The 19184-nt window shown below is 35.0% G+C and carries 15 protein-coding genes; 7 read left to right on the forward strand and 8 right to left on the reverse strand.

All coding sequences use genetic code 11. The features are described from left to right. Positions 1 to 15 precede the first annotated feature (15 nt). Positions 16 to 3414, reverse strand: coding sequence for a polysaccharide deacetylase family protein (locus tag CW752_RS06885; protein ID WP_101239017.1), 3399 nt, complete (start codon positions 3412 to 3414; stop codon positions 16 to 18). A gap of 85 nt (positions 3415 to 3499) precedes the next feature. Continuing rightward, positions 3500 to 4750 (reverse strand): CinA family nicotinamide mononucleotide deamidase-related protein, encoded by a 1251-nt coding sequence (locus tag CW752_RS06890; RefSeq protein WP_101239018.1) that lies wholly within the window; start codon positions 4748 to 4750, stop codon positions 3500 to 3502. Positions 4751 to 4863: 113 nt separating this feature from the next. On the opposite strand from CW752_RS06890, the gene CW752_RS06895 reads away from it, so the two are divergent. Continuing rightward, the gene (locus CW752_RS06895; protein ID WP_228401656.1) at positions 4864 to 5340 is read left to right on the forward strand and encodes a hypothetical protein; all 477 of its coding nucleotides are present in this window, start codon (positions 4864 to 4866) and stop codon (positions 5338 to 5340) included. A 132-nt stretch (positions 5341 to 5472) separates the two neighbouring features. Here CW752_RS06895 and CW752_RS06900 read toward each other — a convergent pair whose 3' ends face one another. The 3 genes from CW752_RS06900 to CW752_RS06910 all read right to left on the reverse strand — a co-directional run bounded on the left by CW752_RS06900 (position 5473) and on the right by CW752_RS06910 (position 8711). After that, on the reverse strand, positions 5473 to 6012 hold the full coding sequence (locus tag CW752_RS06900) for a lipocalin family protein (protein ID WP_101239020.1): 540 nt from the start codon (positions 6010 to 6012) through the stop codon (positions 5473 to 5475). A 159-nt stretch (positions 6013 to 6171) separates the two neighbouring features. Then, positions 6172 to 6906: a LytR/AlgR family response regulator transcription factor gene (locus tag CW752_RS06905; RefSeq protein ID WP_101239021.1), complete on the reverse strand. Its 735-nt coding sequence runs from the start codon at positions 6904 to 6906 to the stop codon at positions 6172 to 6174. 56 nt (positions 6907 to 6962) lie between these two features. After that, positions 6963 to 8711 carry a histidine kinase gene (locus tag CW752_RS06910; RefSeq protein ID WP_101239022.1) on the reverse strand — a complete coding sequence of 583 codons (1749 nt, stop codon included), beginning with the start codon at positions 8709 to 8711 and terminating at the stop codon, positions 6963 to 6965. A 172-nt stretch (positions 8712 to 8883) separates the two neighbouring features. Between CW752_RS06910 and CW752_RS06915 the strand changes: the two genes are divergently transcribed. The 3 genes from CW752_RS06915 to CW752_RS06925 all read left to right on the forward strand — a co-directional run bounded on the left by CW752_RS06915 (position 8884) and on the right by CW752_RS06925 (position 12821). Continuing rightward, positions 8884 to 10638, forward strand: coding sequence for an amidohydrolase family protein (locus CW752_RS06915; RefSeq protein ID WP_101239023.1), 1755 nt, complete (start codon positions 8884 to 8886; stop codon positions 10636 to 10638). 167 nt (positions 10639 to 10805) lie between these two features. Beyond that, positions 10806 to 11480, forward strand: coding sequence for an SIMPL domain-containing protein (locus tag CW752_RS06920; protein WP_101239024.1), 675 nt, complete (start codon positions 10806 to 10808; stop codon positions 11478 to 11480). Positions 11481 to 11645: 165 nt separating this feature from the next. Continuing rightward, the gene (locus CW752_RS06925; RefSeq protein WP_101239025.1) at positions 11646 to 12821 is read left to right on the forward strand and encodes a vWA domain-containing protein; all 1176 of its coding nucleotides are present in this window, start codon (positions 11646 to 11648) and stop codon (positions 12819 to 12821) included. A 116-nt stretch (positions 12822 to 12937) separates the two neighbouring features. Here CW752_RS06925 and CW752_RS06930 read toward each other — a convergent pair whose 3' ends face one another. After that, positions 12938 to 14143, reverse strand: coding sequence for an NAD(P)/FAD-dependent oxidoreductase (locus CW752_RS06930; protein ID WP_101239026.1), 1206 nt, complete (start codon positions 14141 to 14143; stop codon positions 12938 to 12940). Positions 14144 to 14259: 116 nt separating this feature from the next. Between CW752_RS06930 and CW752_RS06935 the strand changes: the two genes are divergently transcribed. Next, a complete protein-coding gene (locus tag CW752_RS06935) occupies positions 14260 to 14640 on the forward strand; it encodes an STAS/SEC14 domain-containing protein (RefSeq protein ID WP_101239027.1) in 381 nt (126 codons plus the stop codon). Positions 14641 to 14712: 72 nt separating this feature from the next. On the opposite strand, the gene CW752_RS06940 is transcribed toward CW752_RS06935, so the two are convergent. Continuing rightward, on the reverse strand, positions 14713 to 15915 hold the full coding sequence (locus CW752_RS06940; RefSeq protein WP_185117589.1) for an MFS transporter: 1203 nt from the start codon (positions 15913 to 15915) through the stop codon (positions 14713 to 14715). Positions 15916 to 16094: 179 nt separating this feature from the next. On the opposite strand from CW752_RS06940, the gene CW752_RS06945 reads away from it, so the two are divergent. Next, positions 16095 to 16988, forward strand: a complete 894-nt coding sequence (locus CW752_RS06945; protein ID WP_101239028.1) for an AraC family transcriptional regulator — start codon at positions 16095 to 16097, stop codon at positions 16986 to 16988. A gap of 374 nt (positions 16989 to 17362) precedes the next feature. Here CW752_RS06945 and lipA read toward each other — a convergent pair whose 3' ends face one another. Then, positions 17363 to 18229, reverse strand: coding sequence for a lipoyl synthase (gene lipA / locus CW752_RS06950; protein WP_101239029.1), 867 nt, complete (start codon positions 18227 to 18229; stop codon positions 17363 to 17365). Between the two features lie 107 nt (positions 18230 to 18336). Here lipA and CW752_RS06955 point away from each other — a divergent pair, with 107 nt between their 5' ends. Next, complete coding sequence (locus tag CW752_RS06955; RefSeq protein ID WP_101239030.1) at positions 18337 to 18969, forward strand: hypothetical protein; 633 nt, start codon at positions 18337 to 18339, stop codon at positions 18967 to 18969. Positions 18970 to 19184 lie beyond the last annotated feature (215 nt).

Here is a 19184-nt window from a genome sequence, read left to right on the forward strand (position 1 = left end):
AAATTTAAACAAATATTAAGAAGATGTTATCTCTTTTACATTCCCTGTTCTTTTCAGGAATCCCCAGGACTGCATTTCGCCTTTCAATGCTTTTCTTAAACTTTTAAACAATACAATATACATCAGCCATCTGTACCCGAATCTCTGCGGAATGATATACAACAAATTCGTTAGTTTTTCCCGTTGCATGATGAATGCTATAAATGCTAAGGAAGCATCCACCAAAAGGAATAACAGGTAATAGGTAAATATTTTACTTCCGTTTCCGGATAAAATTCCTAAGAGCATAATCACATCCGCCATTGGTGAGAAGAATGGTATAATGTATTGGAATAACAAAATATTCGGCATTGCCCAAAGTCCCAATCCTTTATATTTGGGGTTAAGGAAAGTTTGTCTCTGTTTCCAGAACATTTGCATGATTCCATAGGTCCAACGGAAACGTTGTTTCAAAAATTGTTTTACTGTTTCAGGAGCTTCTGTCACAGCTACGGCACTGTTTTCATTAGCTACAGTGTATCCTTCTCTCAGTATTTTCACTGTTATATCACAATCTTCGGCCAACGTATCTGAAGAATATCCTCCGACCTCAGTAATTACTGATCTTTTGAATGCTCCGATAGCACCCGGAATTACTGTAATTGCATTGATATTAGCATACGCCAGCCTATCAAAATTCTGACTTGTCGTATATTCTATCGCTTGCCATTTTGTAAGCCAGTTTACGGTATTTCCTACCTTCACATTTCCGGCTACAGCGGCAATTTTTTCTTCAGGGCTTGCATTTAAAAATCTTGCAATGAGATATTTTACAGCATCCTGTTGCAATTTTGTATCTGCATCAATACACACTACATATTCAGCATCGGTTTGTGAAATACCAAAATTAAGAGCTGTGGCTTTTCCTCCGTTTGCTTTGGTGAGTATTTTAAGTTTCGGGTGATTCGGAAATGCTTCTTTTGCTTTTGCATAGGTAGAATCTTTACTTCCGTCATCCACCATAATAATATCGAAGTTAGGATAAGTTTGTTTCAACAAGTTTTGTAATGATGAAACAATATTCACTTCTTCATTATAAGCCGGTACAATGATGGAGACTTTCGGATAAGATTCCTGAATTGGAAATTCACCTAATTTTTTTTCTTTTTTTCTTTCTTTAAAAGCCCAATAAGCCATTAACAATAATCTTATCAACCCCAATACAATGAAAATGGTAAATAAAGCAACCAGGAAGTGGCTTATTCCATAAATTGCAGTAGCCAATACCAGGTTAAGCTGCATCACATAATATGATTTCGTTTTCGGTACTTCCGGCATTAATTCATTTTTACTTTTATGCAAAATACTGGTCAGATTGGTAAAGTGATACCCTTGTTTTTGTAGCATTGGAATTAAAATTTTCAATGCTTTTACTGTTTCTTCTCTGGTATCACCACCGGCATCGTGAAGTAAGATAATATTTCCTCTCTGCTTTTTGATTCCGTCAAGTACACGTTTTACAATTTCATCTGCTTTTATTCCAGGTTGCCAGTCTTCCGGGTCAATATTTTCTCCGATATCCAGATAGTTTTGCTGTCTTGCCAATGCTACAGGAATAATTTCTTCCGAAGTGGTAGGCTCTGAGTCGGCATTATAAGGAGCTCTGAACAAAATAGTACTGTGCCCTGTTATACATTCTATTAATAGTCTCGTCAGTTTTAATTCAAGCAGAGCTCTTTCCGGACTTACTTTGGCCACATTCTCATGGGTGAAAGTGTGATTTCCGATTTCATGACCTTCTCGATAAATTCTTTTAACCAATGGAAGGTTCTTTTCTGCATTTAAACCTACTAAAAAGAACGCAGCAGGAACATGATATTTGGACAAGACATCCAATACCTGAGGGGTATAAGTTTCATCCGGCCCATCGTCAAAGGTTAATACCAGTTCTTTCTGAGGAGCACTTCCATACTTTTTCACCTCATAAGAACTTGGGTAAGTAATGTAGTTTTCATCTGTAATGATTTTCTCTTTTGGATCAATTTCCACGGCAATTTTTCCATCATGAGGGGTATTCAATACATCCAAAACTTCACCATCTCCTATATAATCCACCATAGTCTGGCCTTTTACATTTTCCAGTGTTTTCAAGTTAAGTTTGGAAAGGCCGGCAAATGTGAGATCTTTATCATAAAAATTCCAGATTCTGCTGTCTTCACTTCCTAATCTCCAAAGAGCTGTTCCTGCTAATGGATATTCTGAAGAAAAACGCATTGTATTGAAAATGGATGCCGCATCATTAAAGAATACGGTATGCATATTATTTTTAGAATCGGTATAGGAATAATTTAAGTTAAAAGTATTATCATTAAAATCAATAACCGCTTTGCTGGCACTTGCTTTTGTAATGGCCTGCATATAAGTAACAGAGGTATTGTCATCCTTATTGGAACTCCAGTCATAGCCATAGGCACCTAACCCCAGAATAATTTTATGAGGAGATGTTTTTTTGACCATTTTACCTGTCTGAGCCTCTATCCATTTTTGGGAAGAAACCGGTCCTGCATCACTATCCGGAGAATACTCATCATAAGCCATCAACACAAAATAATCTACATAAGGATCTAAGTTTTGGATATTATAATCATCATTATCCGTCATGATATCCATAGTCACCAATAGCTGATTCTTTTTAAAAGTTTCTGAAAGTTCCTTCATAAAAGCAATCAGGTTAACGTCAGAATCCAGATTCATATCTTCAAAATCGATATTGATCCCTTTGAAATTATATTTTTTACATTGCTGGGTTATTTTTTGAATCAGGTTGGTTCTCTTCTGTGGGTCGTTAAGCACTTTCACCAATCCTTCAGAACGGAACTCTCTATCAAAGTTATTACTCAGCATCGGCATTGCTGCGACACCTGTTCTTTTAATAATCTTATATCCTTCAGGGTCTACATTGGTTTTTAAATCCCCGGTTTTAGGATCAAGAAAAAACCATTCGGGAAACACAAGGTTGATGTGTCTGATGTTTCTCTTTAAAGACATCAAAGACTGCGGATCCCATGCAACATAGAAAGCTGAACGGATTCCTCCGGGAAACTGTGCCCAGTTTCTGTTTTGATTCTTAAATCTTTCTGCTCTTGCCTTTTCGATTTTGGCAAGGTTGGTATGGATTGTTTTTTCAGAAATAAAACTTCTGAAACCTTTATATTCTTTGGAAATTTTATTCTCCTGAAGATAGGGTTTGTTGGCCGTAATTACAGCCTTATAGTCTTCCTTAAAAGGAATTTTCGGACTTCTGTCCAGTGTCATCATCAGTCCCAAAGCAAGAAGAAGAAGCACCGCGATAAAGATAAAAAATCGGCTTCCCCACTGTACACTTTTCCAACGTTTCTTGCTGTTGGTCTGAAAGATTTGTTTGGAATTTTCCACGTTTATGAAATTTTAGTGAATGGTTTTCAAAAAGTGTGAAAAACCATATTAAAATTAATTAAAAAAAAATTAAAAAAATGAATTATTAACTATTGATAAGAAGTCCTACCAAATCCTGAATCACCTTTTGGGAAACAAAATTCATAAAATCAAGTCTTTCAAGATGAGGCATGTATAATTTCGAGGTCATTTCCTGATCATTTATCCGAATTGTATAATAAACAGTACCCACCTCTTTACCGTCTTCCCCCTTTCCCGGGCCGGCAACGCCAGTCGTAGAAAGAGCAATATGAGTATCAAATAATTCCTGACATCCTTTTGCCATTTCTTGTGCTACCTGCTCACTCACCACGGTAAATTGATGTACAGTTTCTTTTGAAACATTTAAAATCCGGATTTTCTTCTCTGTGGCATATGCTACAATACCCCCAAGAAAATATTTTGAGCTCCCGGAAACCGAAGTAAGCATTTTCGCCAATTCACCTCCTGTACAGCTTTCTGCAGTGGAAATGGTTAATTTTCTTTCTGTAAGCATTTCTGCCAGAATATTTTCAATCTTATCTTCGAATACGGCAATGACATTATCCTTTATTAAAGGTAGCAGTTTCTGAACCTCATTTTCTGTTTGCTGTTTTAAAGCTGCTTCATTTTCACCAGAAGCAGTTAATCTTAACTTAACGCGGGTTCCCACAGGAAGATATGACAATGATATATTTTCCGGAAGAGCAAGCTCCCATTTCTCAATAGTATCTGCCAAAATACTCTCAGGAATTCCCACTACAGAAACAATCCTGGAGTGAATATAATTAAGTTTAAATTTTTCCTTCAAATAAGGTACAATCTGGTCTTTAATCAATGGTTTTACCTCATAAGGAACTCCCGGAAGACTAAAAGACAACTTCCCATTCTGTTCCATCATCATACAAGGTGCCGTTCCGTAATGATTTTGAAAAACGACAGATTTTGTAGGAACAAAAGCCTGTTCTTTATTTCTTTCCAGAATTTCAAGACGTCCGCGTCTTTCCATATATCCTTTCAAATGGTTAAAAGTAAACTCATCCAGGGCAATTTCATCATTAAAAAACTCTGCTAATGCTTTTTTGGTCTTATCATCTCTGGTAGGACCAAGTCCTCCTGTTGTAATAATTAAGTCGCCCAATTCAAAAGCAGCACTTAATGTATTTTTAATCGTTTCTATTTCGTCTGAAATCGTAATTATTTGCGAAACTTTTATGCCTATATTCTTCAGCTCAGAGGCAATAAAATTAGAATTGGTATCTATCGTATTTCCGGAAAGGATTTCATCTCCAATGGTAATCAGAACCGCTTTTTCCATATATTAAATTCTTGAAAAAATTCTCCTGCAAATGACGGAAAAATCCTTGGCTACGGCAACATAAAATGATTTTTTCTATTTTTGGCAAAAATTGTTTAAAACTATAATTTAAAATGATGTCTAAATATGATGATGCTTCATGGCATTATGGTGGTGATTTTCCTGAGGGACTTCCTCAAAAAAACGGAGCAACACATACGGGAATGTTCTTAAACTGGTGCATTCACAATAATCTGATTTCCGATGAGCTGAAAGAAGATCATGAAACGGAAATTGAAAAAGTAAAACGAAGAGAGATTACGGGAGCTGAATTTATCATGGATTCTTGCGACGGAAAATTTTCCGAATATGATCTGAATGATCTGGGAAATAGCTTCGCCAAAGACTATTATGCTGATGACACCGATTTCGGGAACAGATACAGCTCATTTGCTGATGATTATGTAAATATTTTTGATGCTAAGGCAGAAGAAAATGACTATGAATATGAAACATTCTATCATATTGAGGATACCTATGAAAACTATGACCTAATGAAACAGGTTATTGATCATCGTTTTGAAGAATGGAAAGAATACCTTAACAGCTGATAGAGTAAAGGAAGCTGAAAAAGCTAAGATTGTAAAGAATTTACCTCAGCTATGATACGCCAATAAAATCGTACAACGATGAGATTATTTTACACATTTGCTTTCTTCTCTTTTTCAGCTTTCTTTGCCCTATTAATTATGCTTCACCCAAATTAAATCATTCGTATTATATCCTATCCTCTTTGCCTTTTCTATGAATCTTTGTCGGATACTTTCAGGAATAGTTGTGGTACGAGATAAAATCCAAAGATATTTTAGGCTGCTTCCCGTTACCAAGGCGTACTGATATTCTTCATCAATATCAATCACATTATACCCTGCCCAAAATGGTTTAAAAAAAGACACTTTCAGACGTGCTTCGGTAATATTTTTCACAAATTTTGCTTCTCCTATAGATTCTTCCCATACCTTTTTTAAGTAATTATAGCCTTTATTAACTACCCTGATGGTCCCATCAGATTTCTCGAGATATTCTGCAGTGACATTATCCATGTTTTTCTCAAACTTATAATCAAAACGAGCAATTTCATACCATCTTCCAAGGTATTTTTTAATATCAAAATCTTTTACTGCAACTGCTCCTCTGGGAATTCCTACCGAATATGAATGAAAAGCGAGATAAGCCAATGCTCCCAACGAGACGGGGACTATAATTTTGTGAATCGTTTTCATATGTAGATATTTATTGTTTTTTAAAGATCATATGGAATCGCATCATCTTCATAGGGGTTTGTGTTTGCAAATCATGGCGATTTCATAACAAAAATATTTAGGGTAACTACAAAAAAACGTCAAAAATAATGCCTTTAGGCTGTTAAGGAACGATAAATTCTATGAGAAAACTTTCAGAAAGTTATCTTTAAAACCACCGGATACCTCGATTTCCGTATCGTCAATAAGCATTACAGTTCCACTTTTATGATAAGATTTCACAAAACCTGTATTGATAATGTGAGAACGATGTACTCTTACAAAAGGATTTTCCAACAGGTCGTCAAAATGCTTTAAAAACCTGCATACCATCTTCTTTGAACCGTCAGTAAGATAGACCTGTGTAAAGTTTCCATCAGCCTGAAGTCTTATAATGTCTTCTGTTTTCACGACATCAAAACCTTGTAAAGTTGGTAAAATAAGCTGCTGTTTTTCAGGTTTTACCTTTAAGTTTTCGAGCAAAATTTTATTTCGGTTGAGTTCATCCTTTTTCTCAAGACTCTCCGCCACTTTATTCACAGCTAAAATAAGTTCCTGAATATCGATTGGCTTTAAAATATAGTAACTCGCAGATTTATTTAAAGCCTGCAAAGAATATTGAGAAAATGCAGTAATGAAAATGGTTTCATAAGAAAATTCTTTGGTTGCTTCCAATACGTCAAAAGCATTTCCAAAAGGCATTTCTACATCCAGAAACACCAATTGAGGTTGTTTTTCCGTAATAAGAGGTACAGCTTCCTTGATATTCTCTGCTTCCCCCAGCAATTCAACTTGTGGGCAGTATTTGGTAAGATAACTTCTCAACACTTCTCTTGCGATGGTTTCGTCGTCAACAATTACAGCTTTTATTTTCATTAGATTAGATATTAACAGAAATTTACTTTAGGTATTCTACTGTTCTGCTTTTAAAATTATCCCAGATTAATTTTGATAGTGACCAATACTCCGCTATTGTTTTCTTTATCTTTTACAGAACAGGTAATATCCTTTTTATACAGATCATTCAGCAATTGAATTCTTTCCAGTGTGTTTTTCATTCCTCTACCTTCCCTTGTCTTTTGATGATGGGTCTTCTGCTTTTTACTTTCTTCAATTCCTATTCCGTTATCTTCAATAGTGATTTCTAAATGTCTTTCGTTTTTTTCAAAATTTAATTTTAAAAAACCTTTTTCCATTCTGTAACGAAGTCCATGCCATATTGCATTTTCCAGAAACGGCTGAACAAGCATACCGGGAACCTGCAAGCTTTGCATATTAAGATTTTCATCTACGTCCACTTCATAATCAAATTTATCTGCAAAACGTGTTTTTTCTAAGGCAAGATAGTTTTGAAGCAAATCCAATTCCTGTTGGAAGGGAATGAAGTCTTCTGTAGAGTTTTCCATTACCCCACGCATTAGCTTAGAAAATTTGGTCAAATATTGATTGGCTTCCAATTCATTATTAGTAGCTATAAAATGATTGACACTGTTCAGACTGTTGAAAATAAAGTGGGGGTTCATCTCACGCCGAAGAGATTGAAGAGCAATCTTTTTATTTTTAATCTGGACTTTTTTCAAGGTTCTGAAAATGAAAGCAATCAACCCGATCAATAAAATCAAAGCTCCAATCAGGCTATAATTGAAAACATTTTTTTTGCGAATAAGCTCATCTTTCAACTCTTTTTCTTTTTCCAGTTGAGATATTCTTTGCTCTGTATCTTCCAGAATCTTATTATCAACCAAGCTTCTGTCCTTAGATACCAAATCCGGTAATTTTCCTAAAAAATCCCTATACAACTGAACGGAAGCATCTGTATTTCCTGAAATAGTATAAAGACTGTCCAATTTCTTCACACTTTTCTGTGCCTCCAGAGTATGTCCCTTTTCTAAAGCAATTCCATAAGCGTTTTTTAATAAGCCCATGGCCTCCTCTTTATCATTTTTTTTAATATAAATATCGGCTAGTTCCTGGATTTGATTAACCTTTTCCTGAGAGTTTTCTTTTACAAAATCTTCTTTTAGAACTTTCTTTTTAGCTTCAATCGCTTTATCAAAGTTTTTGTGCTCAACATACAGATTGGTTAATTTCTGATTAATTTGTAAGGCCTGTTGAGGAGCTTCTCTTTTGGAAATTGTATAGGCGTTTGTAAGATTCTCTTCTGCTTTAGAAACATCTTTCTGCTGTAGGTTCACTTCTGCCAACTGGCTATAACTTTCTGCCAGGTCAGCTTGTTCGTTTCCTTTTTTGCTAAGATTAATATTATTCTGGATTGCTTCCACCTTCTGTTCCGCTGAAGGAGAAGAGAGCCTTGCTACATCGTTGGCATTAATTACTTTACTTTTCTCATTATACCCCATCTGTGCAGCCATGCTATAATTGCTAATGGCAGGAGCTATTTTATTTTGTTTCTCCTGTGATTGAGCTAGTTTTCTTGTAACTGCTTCAAGGCTTTTTTTATCGTTGAGGTTTTGATAAATATTTTTAGCCTTAATGAGAAACTCCTCACTTTTGGCATAATTCCCCTGATTGTAATAATCATTGGCCATCCCCACATAGGTATCTGCAACGCCTTTATTATCATTTTTCTCTACCGCTTTTTTCAGTTTTGCAGCAGATTTCAATGCTTGAGAAACCCGTGTAGTATCCTGTGCAGCAACTAAATTTCCTACTGCAAACATTACAATGAATATTATTTTTAAAATTAATTTCACGGATTTTAAATCTTTATTGCAAAGTAACTAAAACTTTGTTGATCCTTCTCTATTCTTTACCAAGTCAAAAACCTATTTTACCAAGTTCTTACATACAAAGCTTTTATTATATTTGTAAACTTCCTTTTAATAAAATACCATGAAAAAATTCCAAATATTGCTTGCCATTATTTTCTGCTCCGTCAATATACAGGCACAAACATATATTCAGAATGTAACGGTAGCTGATGTCATTCATAAGAAAATGATTCCTGCACAGACAATTATTATCAATAATGGTATCATTACTGCCGTAAAACCCAATAAACAAGTAAAGGTTTCTCAAAATGCCACTCTTATCAATGGTGAAGGTAAATATCTGATTCCGGGGATGACCGATTCTCATATTCATTTTTTCCAAAGTGGTGGGCTATACACGAGACCTGATGCTCTCGATTTAAGAAAACATGTTCCCTATGAACAAGAAATTAAATGGGGCCATCAAAACATGGAAAACTTTCTTCAACATTATCTCAAAACAGGAATAACATCTGTCATCGATCCTGGGGCTACTTATAACTTTCTTTTACTTCGGGATGCTTTAAAAAAGAATGAAAATTTACCTTCTGTCTATATGTCCGGACCTCTTATTACCACATATGAGCCGGAAGTATTTAAAAATCTTGATAAAGACGAACCGTTCAAACTAGCTTTAACAGTAGAAGATGCCAGGAAATATGTTCTGGAACAATTGCCCTATAAACCTGACTTTATTAAAATATGGTATATTGTACGAGGTACCGATGCCCAAAAGAAGAAAGAAGAAGCAAAAAGGCTTGAGCCTATTATAAAGGCTGCCATTGAAGAAGCCCATAAACATAATCTTAAAGTAGCTGTACACGCCACCGAGCGTTTTACCGCTGAGACAGCAGTTTTGAATGGAGCTAGCTATCTGGTTCATGATATTGAAGACGAAGTGATTTCTGATGATTTTGTAAAACTCTTACAATCTAAAAAAATTATATTATGCCCTACCCTTACGGTTTCAGATAATTATTACGATACTTATGGGCAGAAAAAGCATTACAATACCTACGAACTGGAAAACGCTCATTCCAAAAGTATCGGCTCTATATATGATTTGAGACATCTGGAGGATACATCTGATTCAACATGGATAAAAAAATACAAAGCGAGATTCAACTCTCCTCAGATCAACGCTTATGTATCCAAAACAGATTCTATTAGGAGGGTTAATCTGAAAAAACTATCAGATGGTGGTGTCACTATTGCGGCCGGTACAGACGCCGGAAATATAGGAACTCAACATGCTTCTTCTTTTATGGATGAACTTAAAGCCATGAAGCAAAGTGGAATGGATAACTGGCAAATCCTTCAATCTGCAACGATTAATCCTGTGAAGGTTCTCAGCAAAGATGCCCAATACGGCAGTATAGAAACTGGAAAGTTTGCCGATTTGGTCTTACTCAGAGCGAACCCTATTGATAATCTTGATCATCTTACAGAAATCGATATGGTCTTTAAGAATGGAGTACCAATGGATCCACAGAAAATACTGAAAATAACTCCTGAAATATTGGTACAACAGCAAGTAAACGCTTATAATGCAAGGGATATAGACGCTTTTTTGGAACCTTACGCCGATGACGTAGAACTTTACTCATTTCCCAATACTTTAATCGGAAAAGGAAAAGAAAAAATGAGAAAAACCTACGAGACTCTTTTCAAAAATGCGCCTGGTTTGCATTGTGAGATTAAACAAAGAATTATTAATCTTAATTCTGTTATTGATAAAGAAAGTGTTTCCGGAATGACAGCTGGTAAAAAAGTGGAGGCTACAGCTATTTACGAGATCAAAGACAATAAAATTTCAAAAGTTTATTTCTTATATTAAAACAGGATATTCAGAAGCCTAAATAATCACTTTAAAAGCAATCTTATCAAAGGTTGCTTTTTTGTATTAGTTCACCAAGTGAAAGTTCTCTTTCACCAAGTCTCCCGATTTTCAGTTTCATAGGTTACTAATTTTACCTCAGAATTTAAAATTAAAAACAGGAAATTATGAAATTGAAACATTTTTTATTGATCGGAATTCTTACTCTGGGAAGTTTCGTACAAGCTCAGGAAGTAAAGAAAAACGCTATCGAAGTAACCGGAGTTGCAGAAATGGAAGTAGAACCTGATGAAATTATCTTTAATATCGGGATAAAAGCAGACAACAAAAATGATCTGGCAGATAATGAAAAGAAACTTTTTGAAACTTTAAAAAGTTCCGGAATCAAAAATGAAGACATCAAATTCAAATCGATGTACCAAAATCTTTATTCCAAAACGGGGAAATTTTCCAAAAACTATCAATTTAAAGCCAGTACAAAAGCAAACATCAGCAAAATTTTTGAGGATTTAAATCAAAAATGGGTAAGTAATCTGAGTATTGCGGAAGTAAAAAACACCAAAATTGCAGACTTTAGAAAAACTGTAAAGATCAACGCTTTAAAAGCAGCTAAAGAAAAAGCAGATTATCTGTTGGAAAGCATGGGTAAAAAAACAGGAAATGCCATTGAGATCGTGGAAATAGAAGATTACACCAGCGATACTGTTTTACCGGTGGCTTACAAAAGTAGAATGAGTAATATACAAATGGAGGCTGCTGATGCTCCCGTAGATTTTTCTTTTGACAATATCGAAAATATCAAATTGAAATACAGTATCAAAACGAGATACGAAATTCTTTAACAGATTTAAAAGGCAGTTCTTTTTCGAACTGTCTTTTTTATTTCATCTTTTCACCAAGCGAAACCAGCTTTTCACCAAGTCTCCAAATTTTTAGTCATTGATAAAGATAATTTTACTTCAAAATACAACTTCTACCTTAATAAATAACCTATAAAAAATAAAAATATGACAACTTTAAAAATTTTAACTCTCGCTGCGAGTACTACTTTCTTAAGCTCCGGAAACTCTTTTCAATGTTTAAAAAGTAATGACTTATCTGTACACACTACCTCTTTGGCTACTACAAATATTAATGCTAAGGAAAATAAAATTCAAGTCGCTCTTTTACTCGATACTTCCAATAGTATGGACGGATTGATTGATCAGGCAAAATCCAGATTGTGGAATATCGTCAATACCCTAACAACATTGAAATACAACGGTCAATCACCTCAAATTGAAATAGCCCTCTATGAATATGGTAATGATGGAATTCGGGATGAAAATTATATCCGCCAGGTTACTCCTCTTACTCAGGATCTGGATCTTGTTTCCGAAAAATTATTTGCTTTAAAAACCAATGGCGGCAGTGAATATTGCGGTGCTGTTATTCGCGATGCTTCTACCAATCTGAACTGGGATGGTAATGAAAAAAGCATGAAACTCATTTATATTGCGGGTAATGAACCATTCGATCAAGGAAAAATAGATTATAAGAATGTCATTTCAAAAGCAAAAGATAAAAATATCTATACCAATACCATTTTCTGCGGCAGCCGTGAAGAAGGCATCCAAAGCTACTGGCAAAACGGAGCGACAATTGGTGGAGGCAAATACTTCAATATCGACAGTGACAGAAAAGTAATCTATATTGAAACGCCCTACGACATTAGAATTTCCGAATGCAACGCTAAACTAAACAATACCTATATCTATTATGGGAATCGGGGTTCAGAATATAAAATCAAGCAGATAGCTCAGGATAAAAATGCAGAAATACAGTCTGTTTCTAATCTTGTAGAAAGAACCGTAGCCAAGTCGAAAAAGAATGCGTACCAAAACGATCATTGGGATTTGGTGGATAAAATAGAAAAAGATGCCGGATTCATTGCTTCCGTAAAGGAGAGTGAGCTTCCTGCTGAGTTGAAAGGAAAAAGCAAAGAAGAAATTAAAAAGGTAATTGCCTCCAAATCGACAGAACGTGAGAAAATACAAAAAGAAATTGAAGAACTTTCTAAAAAACGTCAATTCTACATTTCCGAAGAAATGAAGAAAAGAGGAACGGATGATTCTGATGATCTGGGAAAAGCTATCGAGAGTTCAATCCTTGAACTAGCGAAAAAGAATGGATATAATTTGTAAAAATATACACCGGATTTAATAATAAGAAATATGTTTTGACTAAAGTCAATTGAAATATTTTTTATTTTTTAAGCGGGCTAAAGCCCGCTTCTATTGATATTTAATTGAGCTCTAGTTTATCTTCCGAATTTAAAATATCGGGATAAAGGATGCTTTTTGTTTTTCATAAATAAAGAAGCCATTTCCATTCCTGTTACGGAAAAGGTAATTCCATTGCCTCCAAAGCCTAATACAAAGTAGGAATTTTTAAATTCTTTATGTTCACCTATATAGGGTAATCCGTCTTTAGTTTCACCAAAGGTTCCGGCCCAGACGAAATCGGGATAAAAATGATAGTCCGGTTTTATATTCTTTAGGGATTTTAAAATTTCATTTTTCTTTTTATCTAGTATTGAATCTCTTTTTTCAGCATCATAAAAATCTTCATCACCACCACCTATTAAAAGTCTTCCATCATCGGTTGTTCTCATATAGAGATAAGGATCATCGGTATTCCAAACAAGGCTATTGCTGATATTCCTGAATTTTTCATGGTCTATTTCAGAAACAACTGCATAAGTGCTTTTCAGATTCACGAAATTTTCTTTAATAAGGTTCTTGCTTTCGTATCCGATGCAATACATTATCTTTTTTGCTTTAATCCAAAACCCGTTCTCTGCAGTAATCAGATTAAAACCTTTATGTTCCTCTACTTTCACCATTTCTGTTTTATCAAAAATTTTCAATCCTTTTTTCACATTATGCCTGAATAATTCGTGAGCAAATTGAAAAGCATCAATACTTCCACCCTGCTTTGATAAAATCCCGCCATACGTATTTTCAAATCCAAATTGTTTCAATATTTGTTCCGCATTTAGCCAATTTACATCGAAACCGATCTCTTTTCTAGCTCCATATTCTTTTTTCAGCCACTCAACATCTTTCTTTTTTGAGGCAAAGTAGAGCGATTTTTTTCTTTTGAAGCCAGCTTTAGAATGTATCAATCCTGAAAGTTTTTCAATGGTATCAATGGCGTCGGAACAGGCTTTATAGCTATCTACAGCTCCTTTGTTTCCAATTTTCTCCATCAATTCGAAGAGAGGAATATCTATTTCATATTGTAACATTGAAGTGGTAGCAGAAGTACTTCCGTTACACAATTCTCTCTTATCGATGAGAATAGTGTCATATCCATCTTGTATCATTTGATAAGCGATAAGACTACCCGTAATTCCACCTCCAATAATTAAAACATCACAATGCTCATTGGATTTCAGAGAAGGATAAGAAGCTATCAAACCGTTTTTTAAAAGCCAAAAAGGTTCATTCGACTTAAGATCCATATTAATATTTTACATTAAAAATAAAAATATTTATAAATACTTTAACTATTTTCAAATGATTCATGGTGTAATTATTGTTGTTTTCTTTTAATCAAACCACGTTAAAAATATTCACTATGATAACAATTATTCCAGAAGCTCCGGAAAATGTTGCAGCATTTAATGCTACCGGAGAAATAACGAAAGAAGATTTTGAGAAGCTGGTAATTCCACGTGTGAAGGAGAAAGTAGACCAATTTGGTGAGTTGAATTACTTGTTATATTTGGATACTGATCTGGATAATTTCACCATAGGAGCATGGCTTGAAGATGCCCTTTTAGGCCTTGAAAATCTAACCAATTGGAATCGTACAGCTATTGTCACAGACAAAAAAGGGGTACAGGATTTCACAAGTATTTTCAGTGTTCTGATGCCGGGAGAATTTAAATCTTTCCCTAAAGAAAATTTATACAATGCCCTTTATTGGTGTAAAAATGGAAATGAGGTAGAGGCATAAACCTACTTTAAATAAAACCGGCTGTTTCAAGATTGAAAACAGCCGGTTTTATATTTTACGTAAAAAAGCGGTTTATTTATCACAAGAAACACATTCTGCTATCGTTTCTTCTTCAGAGGAAGTTCCTGTTCCATACAAGTACATATACCTGATGCTTATGGCTAGTCCTATAAAAGTCATTCCTACTCCTACCAGCGACGGATAATTGAAAGGTAATCCGTATTCTAAAGGAATTCCTCCCAGAAAAGCTCCCAAAGCATTCGCTACGTTAAAACCTGCCTGCATAAAAGCAGCCGCCATCATTTCGCTTTTTGGTGCGGCTTTCATCATCATAATATTGATCGGCGCCGCAATAGACATAGATAAAGCTCCACACATAAAGGTGAGAACAAAAGCAATATTCTGATGTTCGGAAAGGAAAAATACTCCCGTCAAAGAAATCATCATCAGGAAAATTAAAAGTGCACATGTTTTTTCAGGGCCCAGTTTATCCGAAACAATTCCTCCAACCAGATTCCCAACTACCATCCCCGCACCGGCAAGCACCATTACATAAGCCATCTGGCTACTTTGTACTCCGGAAATCCCCGTCATCAAAGGAGTAATATAGCTAAACCATGTAAAAAGTCCTCCAAACCCGATTGCTGTAATCCCCAGCACTAACCAGGATTGTTTGTTTTTCAAAAACTTCAGTTCTTCCAGGAAGTGTGTATTTTGATTCGCTTCTATATTAGGAAGCCATAATTTTAAAAATAACAAAGCAAAAAGGCCAATCACTGCTACAATGGCAAAGTAAAACCTCCAATGGTATGTATGACCAATATAAGTTACCAGAGGAACCATAGCGAGATTGGCTACCGTAAGCCCTGTAAACATCATAGATATATAAAATGCTTCTTTTCCTTTTCCACCCATTTTAGAAGCCACTACCGTTCCGACTCCAAAAAATGCCCCATGTGGAAGCCCTGACATAAATCTGATGATCAGCATCGTTGTATAATCAGGAGCAATGGCCGAAAGCCCATTAAATAGAGTAAAAAGCACCATAAAAGCCATTAAAACTTTTTTAGGAGGAAATTTTACAGAGTATCCGATAAGAAGAGGAGCTCCGATTACGACTCCCATCGCGTAAGCAGAAATCAAATGTCCCGCTTGTGGAATTGAGATCTGCAATGTTTTGGCAATATCCGGCAACAGCCCCATAACGGTAAATTCCGTTGTTCCTATTCCTAAACCACCAATTGCCAGTGGTATTATCCTTTTATCAATCTTCATTGTATGTTCTTTTTTCTGAATTTATGGGTAGTAAAATGGGAATGATTTCCCATCTTTATTTTGACAGTGCAAAAATCGAAAGAAAGATTGATTTTTACCTCTCTTGGGATGATAAAAATTTGCTCCATATTAACCTTTTTATTTAATTTTAAACCTACAAACAATCAAATGAGAACAAAATGAAGATTCAGAAAGAAAGTATAGAATTTGAAAACGGGAAATCTTTCAAACTGTTTTCACCGTCTTTTAAAAACTGTTTTTTCTGGCATTATCATCCGGAAATAGAGCTTGTATATGTAGAAGCCACAAATGGAATCCGACATGTCGGAAAAAATATTTCAGGTTTTACAGACAGTGATTTATTATTGATAGGCTCCAATGTACCTCACCTTAATTTTGATTACGGAATCCAGACAGAATGCAAACAACTGGTGCTGCAAATGCGGGAAAATTTCCTTCAGGATATTATTCTACCAATTCCCGAATTTGAAAACATTAAAAACCTATTAGAAAGATCTCATCTTGCTCTATCTTTTTATGGGGATACTAAAAGGATCGTCGTTGAAAAACTTCAGATGATAAAAGAGAAAAAATCCTTTGAATCCCTGATGGGGCTTCTTGAAATTCTACAAATTCTGGCCGATTCCAAGGAAGTTAATGAACTCAATAAAGAAGACACAAGAATCAAATGGTTTTTGAATGATAAGATCAGAATGGGAACGATCTATGACTATATTCACGAAAACCATGATAAGAAGCCCAATGTCAACGAGATTGCCAAAATTGTCAGTCTTAGTACGCCTGCCTTCTGTCGTTATTTTAAAAAACAAACCAATATGACATTTACGGATTTTGTCAACAACTACAGGATCAACCAGGCGAAAATATTACTATTGAAAGATTATTCGGTTACAGAGGTTTGTTTTCAGGTGGGTTTTGAGAGTTTGTCATATTTTAACAAGCTATTTAAGCAGCATACGGATGAAACCCCGTCGGAATTTAAGAAAAGGCATTTCAAAGCGATTGAAATCAATGGCAGAATTGGAGTGATTAAACGGGAATCTTCCTGCTGATCATTTTAAGATACAGATAGCATGGATTAGGTTTCGGTTACATTCGGATGATTTCATACTAAGCCCATCTCTATTGATAAAAAGAATATATAATCTCGCAGATTATACTGATAAGGCAGATTTTAAGTTTCAGCTAAAGTTGATGGAATTTGTTTTTATAGCTGAGCTCCTATTTTATTATCCCGAAAGGATCCAAAAGATTGAAAAATTGTATCTGAAAATAAAATAGCACCGGTTAGGTCCCTATAGGATGACAAAATTGGTTAGTAAAAACAAATAATAATGATAAAACAACTGGAAATCATTGTGAAATTTGTGAAAATATTCGTGTGATTTTGTCTCCAAAAAAATAACCGCTTATGAGCGGTTATTTTTTAATGAATATGTTTTTCTGCGTGATAAGAACTTCTTACCAGCGGTGAACTTTCTACGTGTCTGAAACCTAAGCTTCTTGCAAAATCACCAAACTCGTCAAATTCTTCCGGTGTAATGAATTTTTTTACAGGAAGATGTTTTTTAGTCGGCTGCAGATATTGTCCAAGGGTAATAACATCAACATTGGCGTTTCTTATATCTTCAATAGTTTGGAAAACCTCATCTTTTGTTTCACCCAAACCAAGCATTACACCTGTTTTTGTTCTTCTTTGTCCGGCTTCTTTCAAATATCTCAATACTTCAAGACTTCTTTCATATTTAGCCTGAATTCTCACCTCTCTTGTCAAACGTTTTACCGTTTCCATATTGTGAGAGATCACTTCAGGAGCAACATCTACCAATCTGTCAAGGTGTTTTGTAATTCCCTGGAAATCCGGAATTAATGTTTCCATCGTTGTTCCCGGAGAAATTCTTCTCACTGCATTTACAGTTTCTCCCCAAAGAATAGATCCCATATCTTTCAAATCATCACGATCTACAGAAGTAAGAACAGCATGTTTGATTTTCATTAATTTGATTGAACGAGCCACTTTTTCAGGTTCATCCCAGTTTACGTCAAGTGGTTTTCCGGTTTTCACCCCACAAAATCCACAGCTTCTGGTACAAATATTTCCCAGAATCATGAAAGTTGCAGTACCTTCTCCCCAGCATTCTCCCATATTCGGGCAGCTTCCGCTTTGGCAAATCGTATTTAATTTATATTTATCCACCAAAGTTCTTAACTCTCTGTAGTTCTTTCCGGTAGGAAGTTTTACACGAATCCACTTTGGTTTTTGAACGGTAGTATCTTGAACTAAATTTTCCATTTATTTCTCAAATTGAGGTTCAAAGTTAGTGATTTTTTTATCGAAACAATCAAAGATAGACATTGATGAAACACATAATTTTGTAATTTTAGAACACAAAATATTTTATGAAGACAATATTCTGCACTTTATCCTTTATTTTCAGTACATTTTGTTTTGCTCAAAACGAGTTCCAACCCAAAGGTTCGACAGTTAATGAAACCATTGACGGCGACTTGGATGGTGATAAAATTCCCGAAAAAGTAATAGTGTATAATATTCCGACGAAAGATGATTCGGGAGACATACGAGAAATCCAGATCTTAAAGAAGGTAAATAATAAATGGACAATTTTGGAGAAATCCAGAAATGCAATTTTAGGAAGTAAAGACGGTGGAATGATGGGTGATCCTTATATGGGGACAAAAATTGAAAAGGGCATTTTAAATATCACTCATTACGGTGGAAGCAGCTGGAAATGGGGAGGCACAGATAAATATAGGTTTCAAAACGGACATTTTGAATTAATCGGGCTATCTTCAGAAAGTGGTAAACCCGAGGAATATTGGACAAATGTAGATTTCAATCTTTCAACAGGAAAATTGGTTTTCAATAAAAAAGTTGAGAATACTAAGGAATATGGAAAATCTAAAAAAGAAATTTTCATTAAAAAGGGGGTAAAAATTGATCTTCAAAATAGAAACCAGGAGAAACAGAGAAAGATTATTCTGCCACAAACCAAAGAAGAGGTTTATTTCTAGATAGAGTTACACAGTTTAAGTTTTGGCTAAAAGTAATTCTGAAAATAAACTTATATCCTGAAAACCGGGAAAACGCAAAAAACGATTTTTTTAATGCCACGAATGCACTGCACTAATAAATACTAATAAAAAAGATTCGTGTATTCTAAGACATGTGCAAATTATATCTTGTTAAATTTACAAAAGGTTCCTCTCTTTTTACCACTGCGAAGATT

The organism is Chryseobacterium sp. PMSZPI (genome assembly GCF_002835665.1).
In the GTDB taxonomy this organism is placed as follows: Bacteria; Bacteroidota; Bacteroidia; order Flavobacteriales; family Weeksellaceae; genus Chryseobacterium.

Excerpts from the sequence above, each read along its gene's own strand:
- CW752_RS06900 (WP_101239020.1), bottom strand. The coding sequence starts at position 6,012 with ATGAAAACGATTCACAAAATTATAGTCCCCGTCTCGTTGGGAGCATTG.
- CW752_RS06910 (WP_101239022.1), bottom strand. The coding sequence starts at position 8,711 with ATGTTTGCAGTAGGAAATTTAGTTGCTGCACAGGATACTACACGGGTT.
- CW752_RS06920 (WP_101239024.1), top strand. The coding sequence starts at position 10,806 with ATGAAATTGAAACATTTTTTATTGATCGGAATTCTTACTCTGGGAAGT.
- CW752_RS06905 (WP_101239021.1), bottom strand. The coding sequence starts at position 6,906 with ATGAAAATAAAAGCTGTAATTGTTGACGACGAAACCATCGCAAGAGAA.
- CW752_RS06895 (WP_228401656.1), top strand. The coding sequence starts at position 4,864 with ATGATGTCTAAATATGATGATGCTTCATGGCATTATGGTGGTGATTTT.
- CW752_RS06940 (WP_185117589.1), bottom strand. The coding sequence starts at position 15,915 with ATGAAGATTGATAAAAGGATAATACCACTGGCAATTGGTGGTTTAGGA.
- CW752_RS06955 (WP_101239030.1), top strand. The coding sequence starts at position 18,337 with ATGAAGACAATATTCTGCACTTTATCCTTTATTTTCAGTACATTTTGT.
- CW752_RS06930 (WP_101239026.1), bottom strand. The coding sequence starts at position 14,143 with ATGGATCTTAAGTCGAATGAACCTTTTTGGCTTTTAAAAAACGGTTTG.
- CW752_RS06925 (WP_101239025.1), top strand. The coding sequence starts at position 11,646 with ATGACAACTTTAAAAATTTTAACTCTCGCTGCGAGTACTACTTTCTTA.
- CW752_RS06890 (WP_101239018.1), bottom strand. The coding sequence starts at position 4,750 with ATGGAAAAAGCGGTTCTGATTACCATTGGAGATGAAATCCTTTCCGGA.
- CW752_RS06945 (WP_101239028.1), top strand. The coding sequence starts at position 16,095 with ATGAAGATTCAGAAAGAAAGTATAGAATTTGAAAACGGGAAATCTTTC.
- CW752_RS06915 (WP_101239023.1), top strand. The coding sequence starts at position 8,884 with ATGAAAAAATTCCAAATATTGCTTGCCATTATTTTCTGCTCCGTCAAT.
- lipA (WP_101239029.1), bottom strand. The coding sequence starts at position 18,229 with ATGGAAAATTTAGTTCAAGATACTACCGTTCAAAAACCAAAGTGGATT.
- CW752_RS06935 (WP_101239027.1), top strand. The coding sequence starts at position 14,260 with ATGATAACAATTATTCCAGAAGCTCCGGAAAATGTTGCAGCATTTAAT.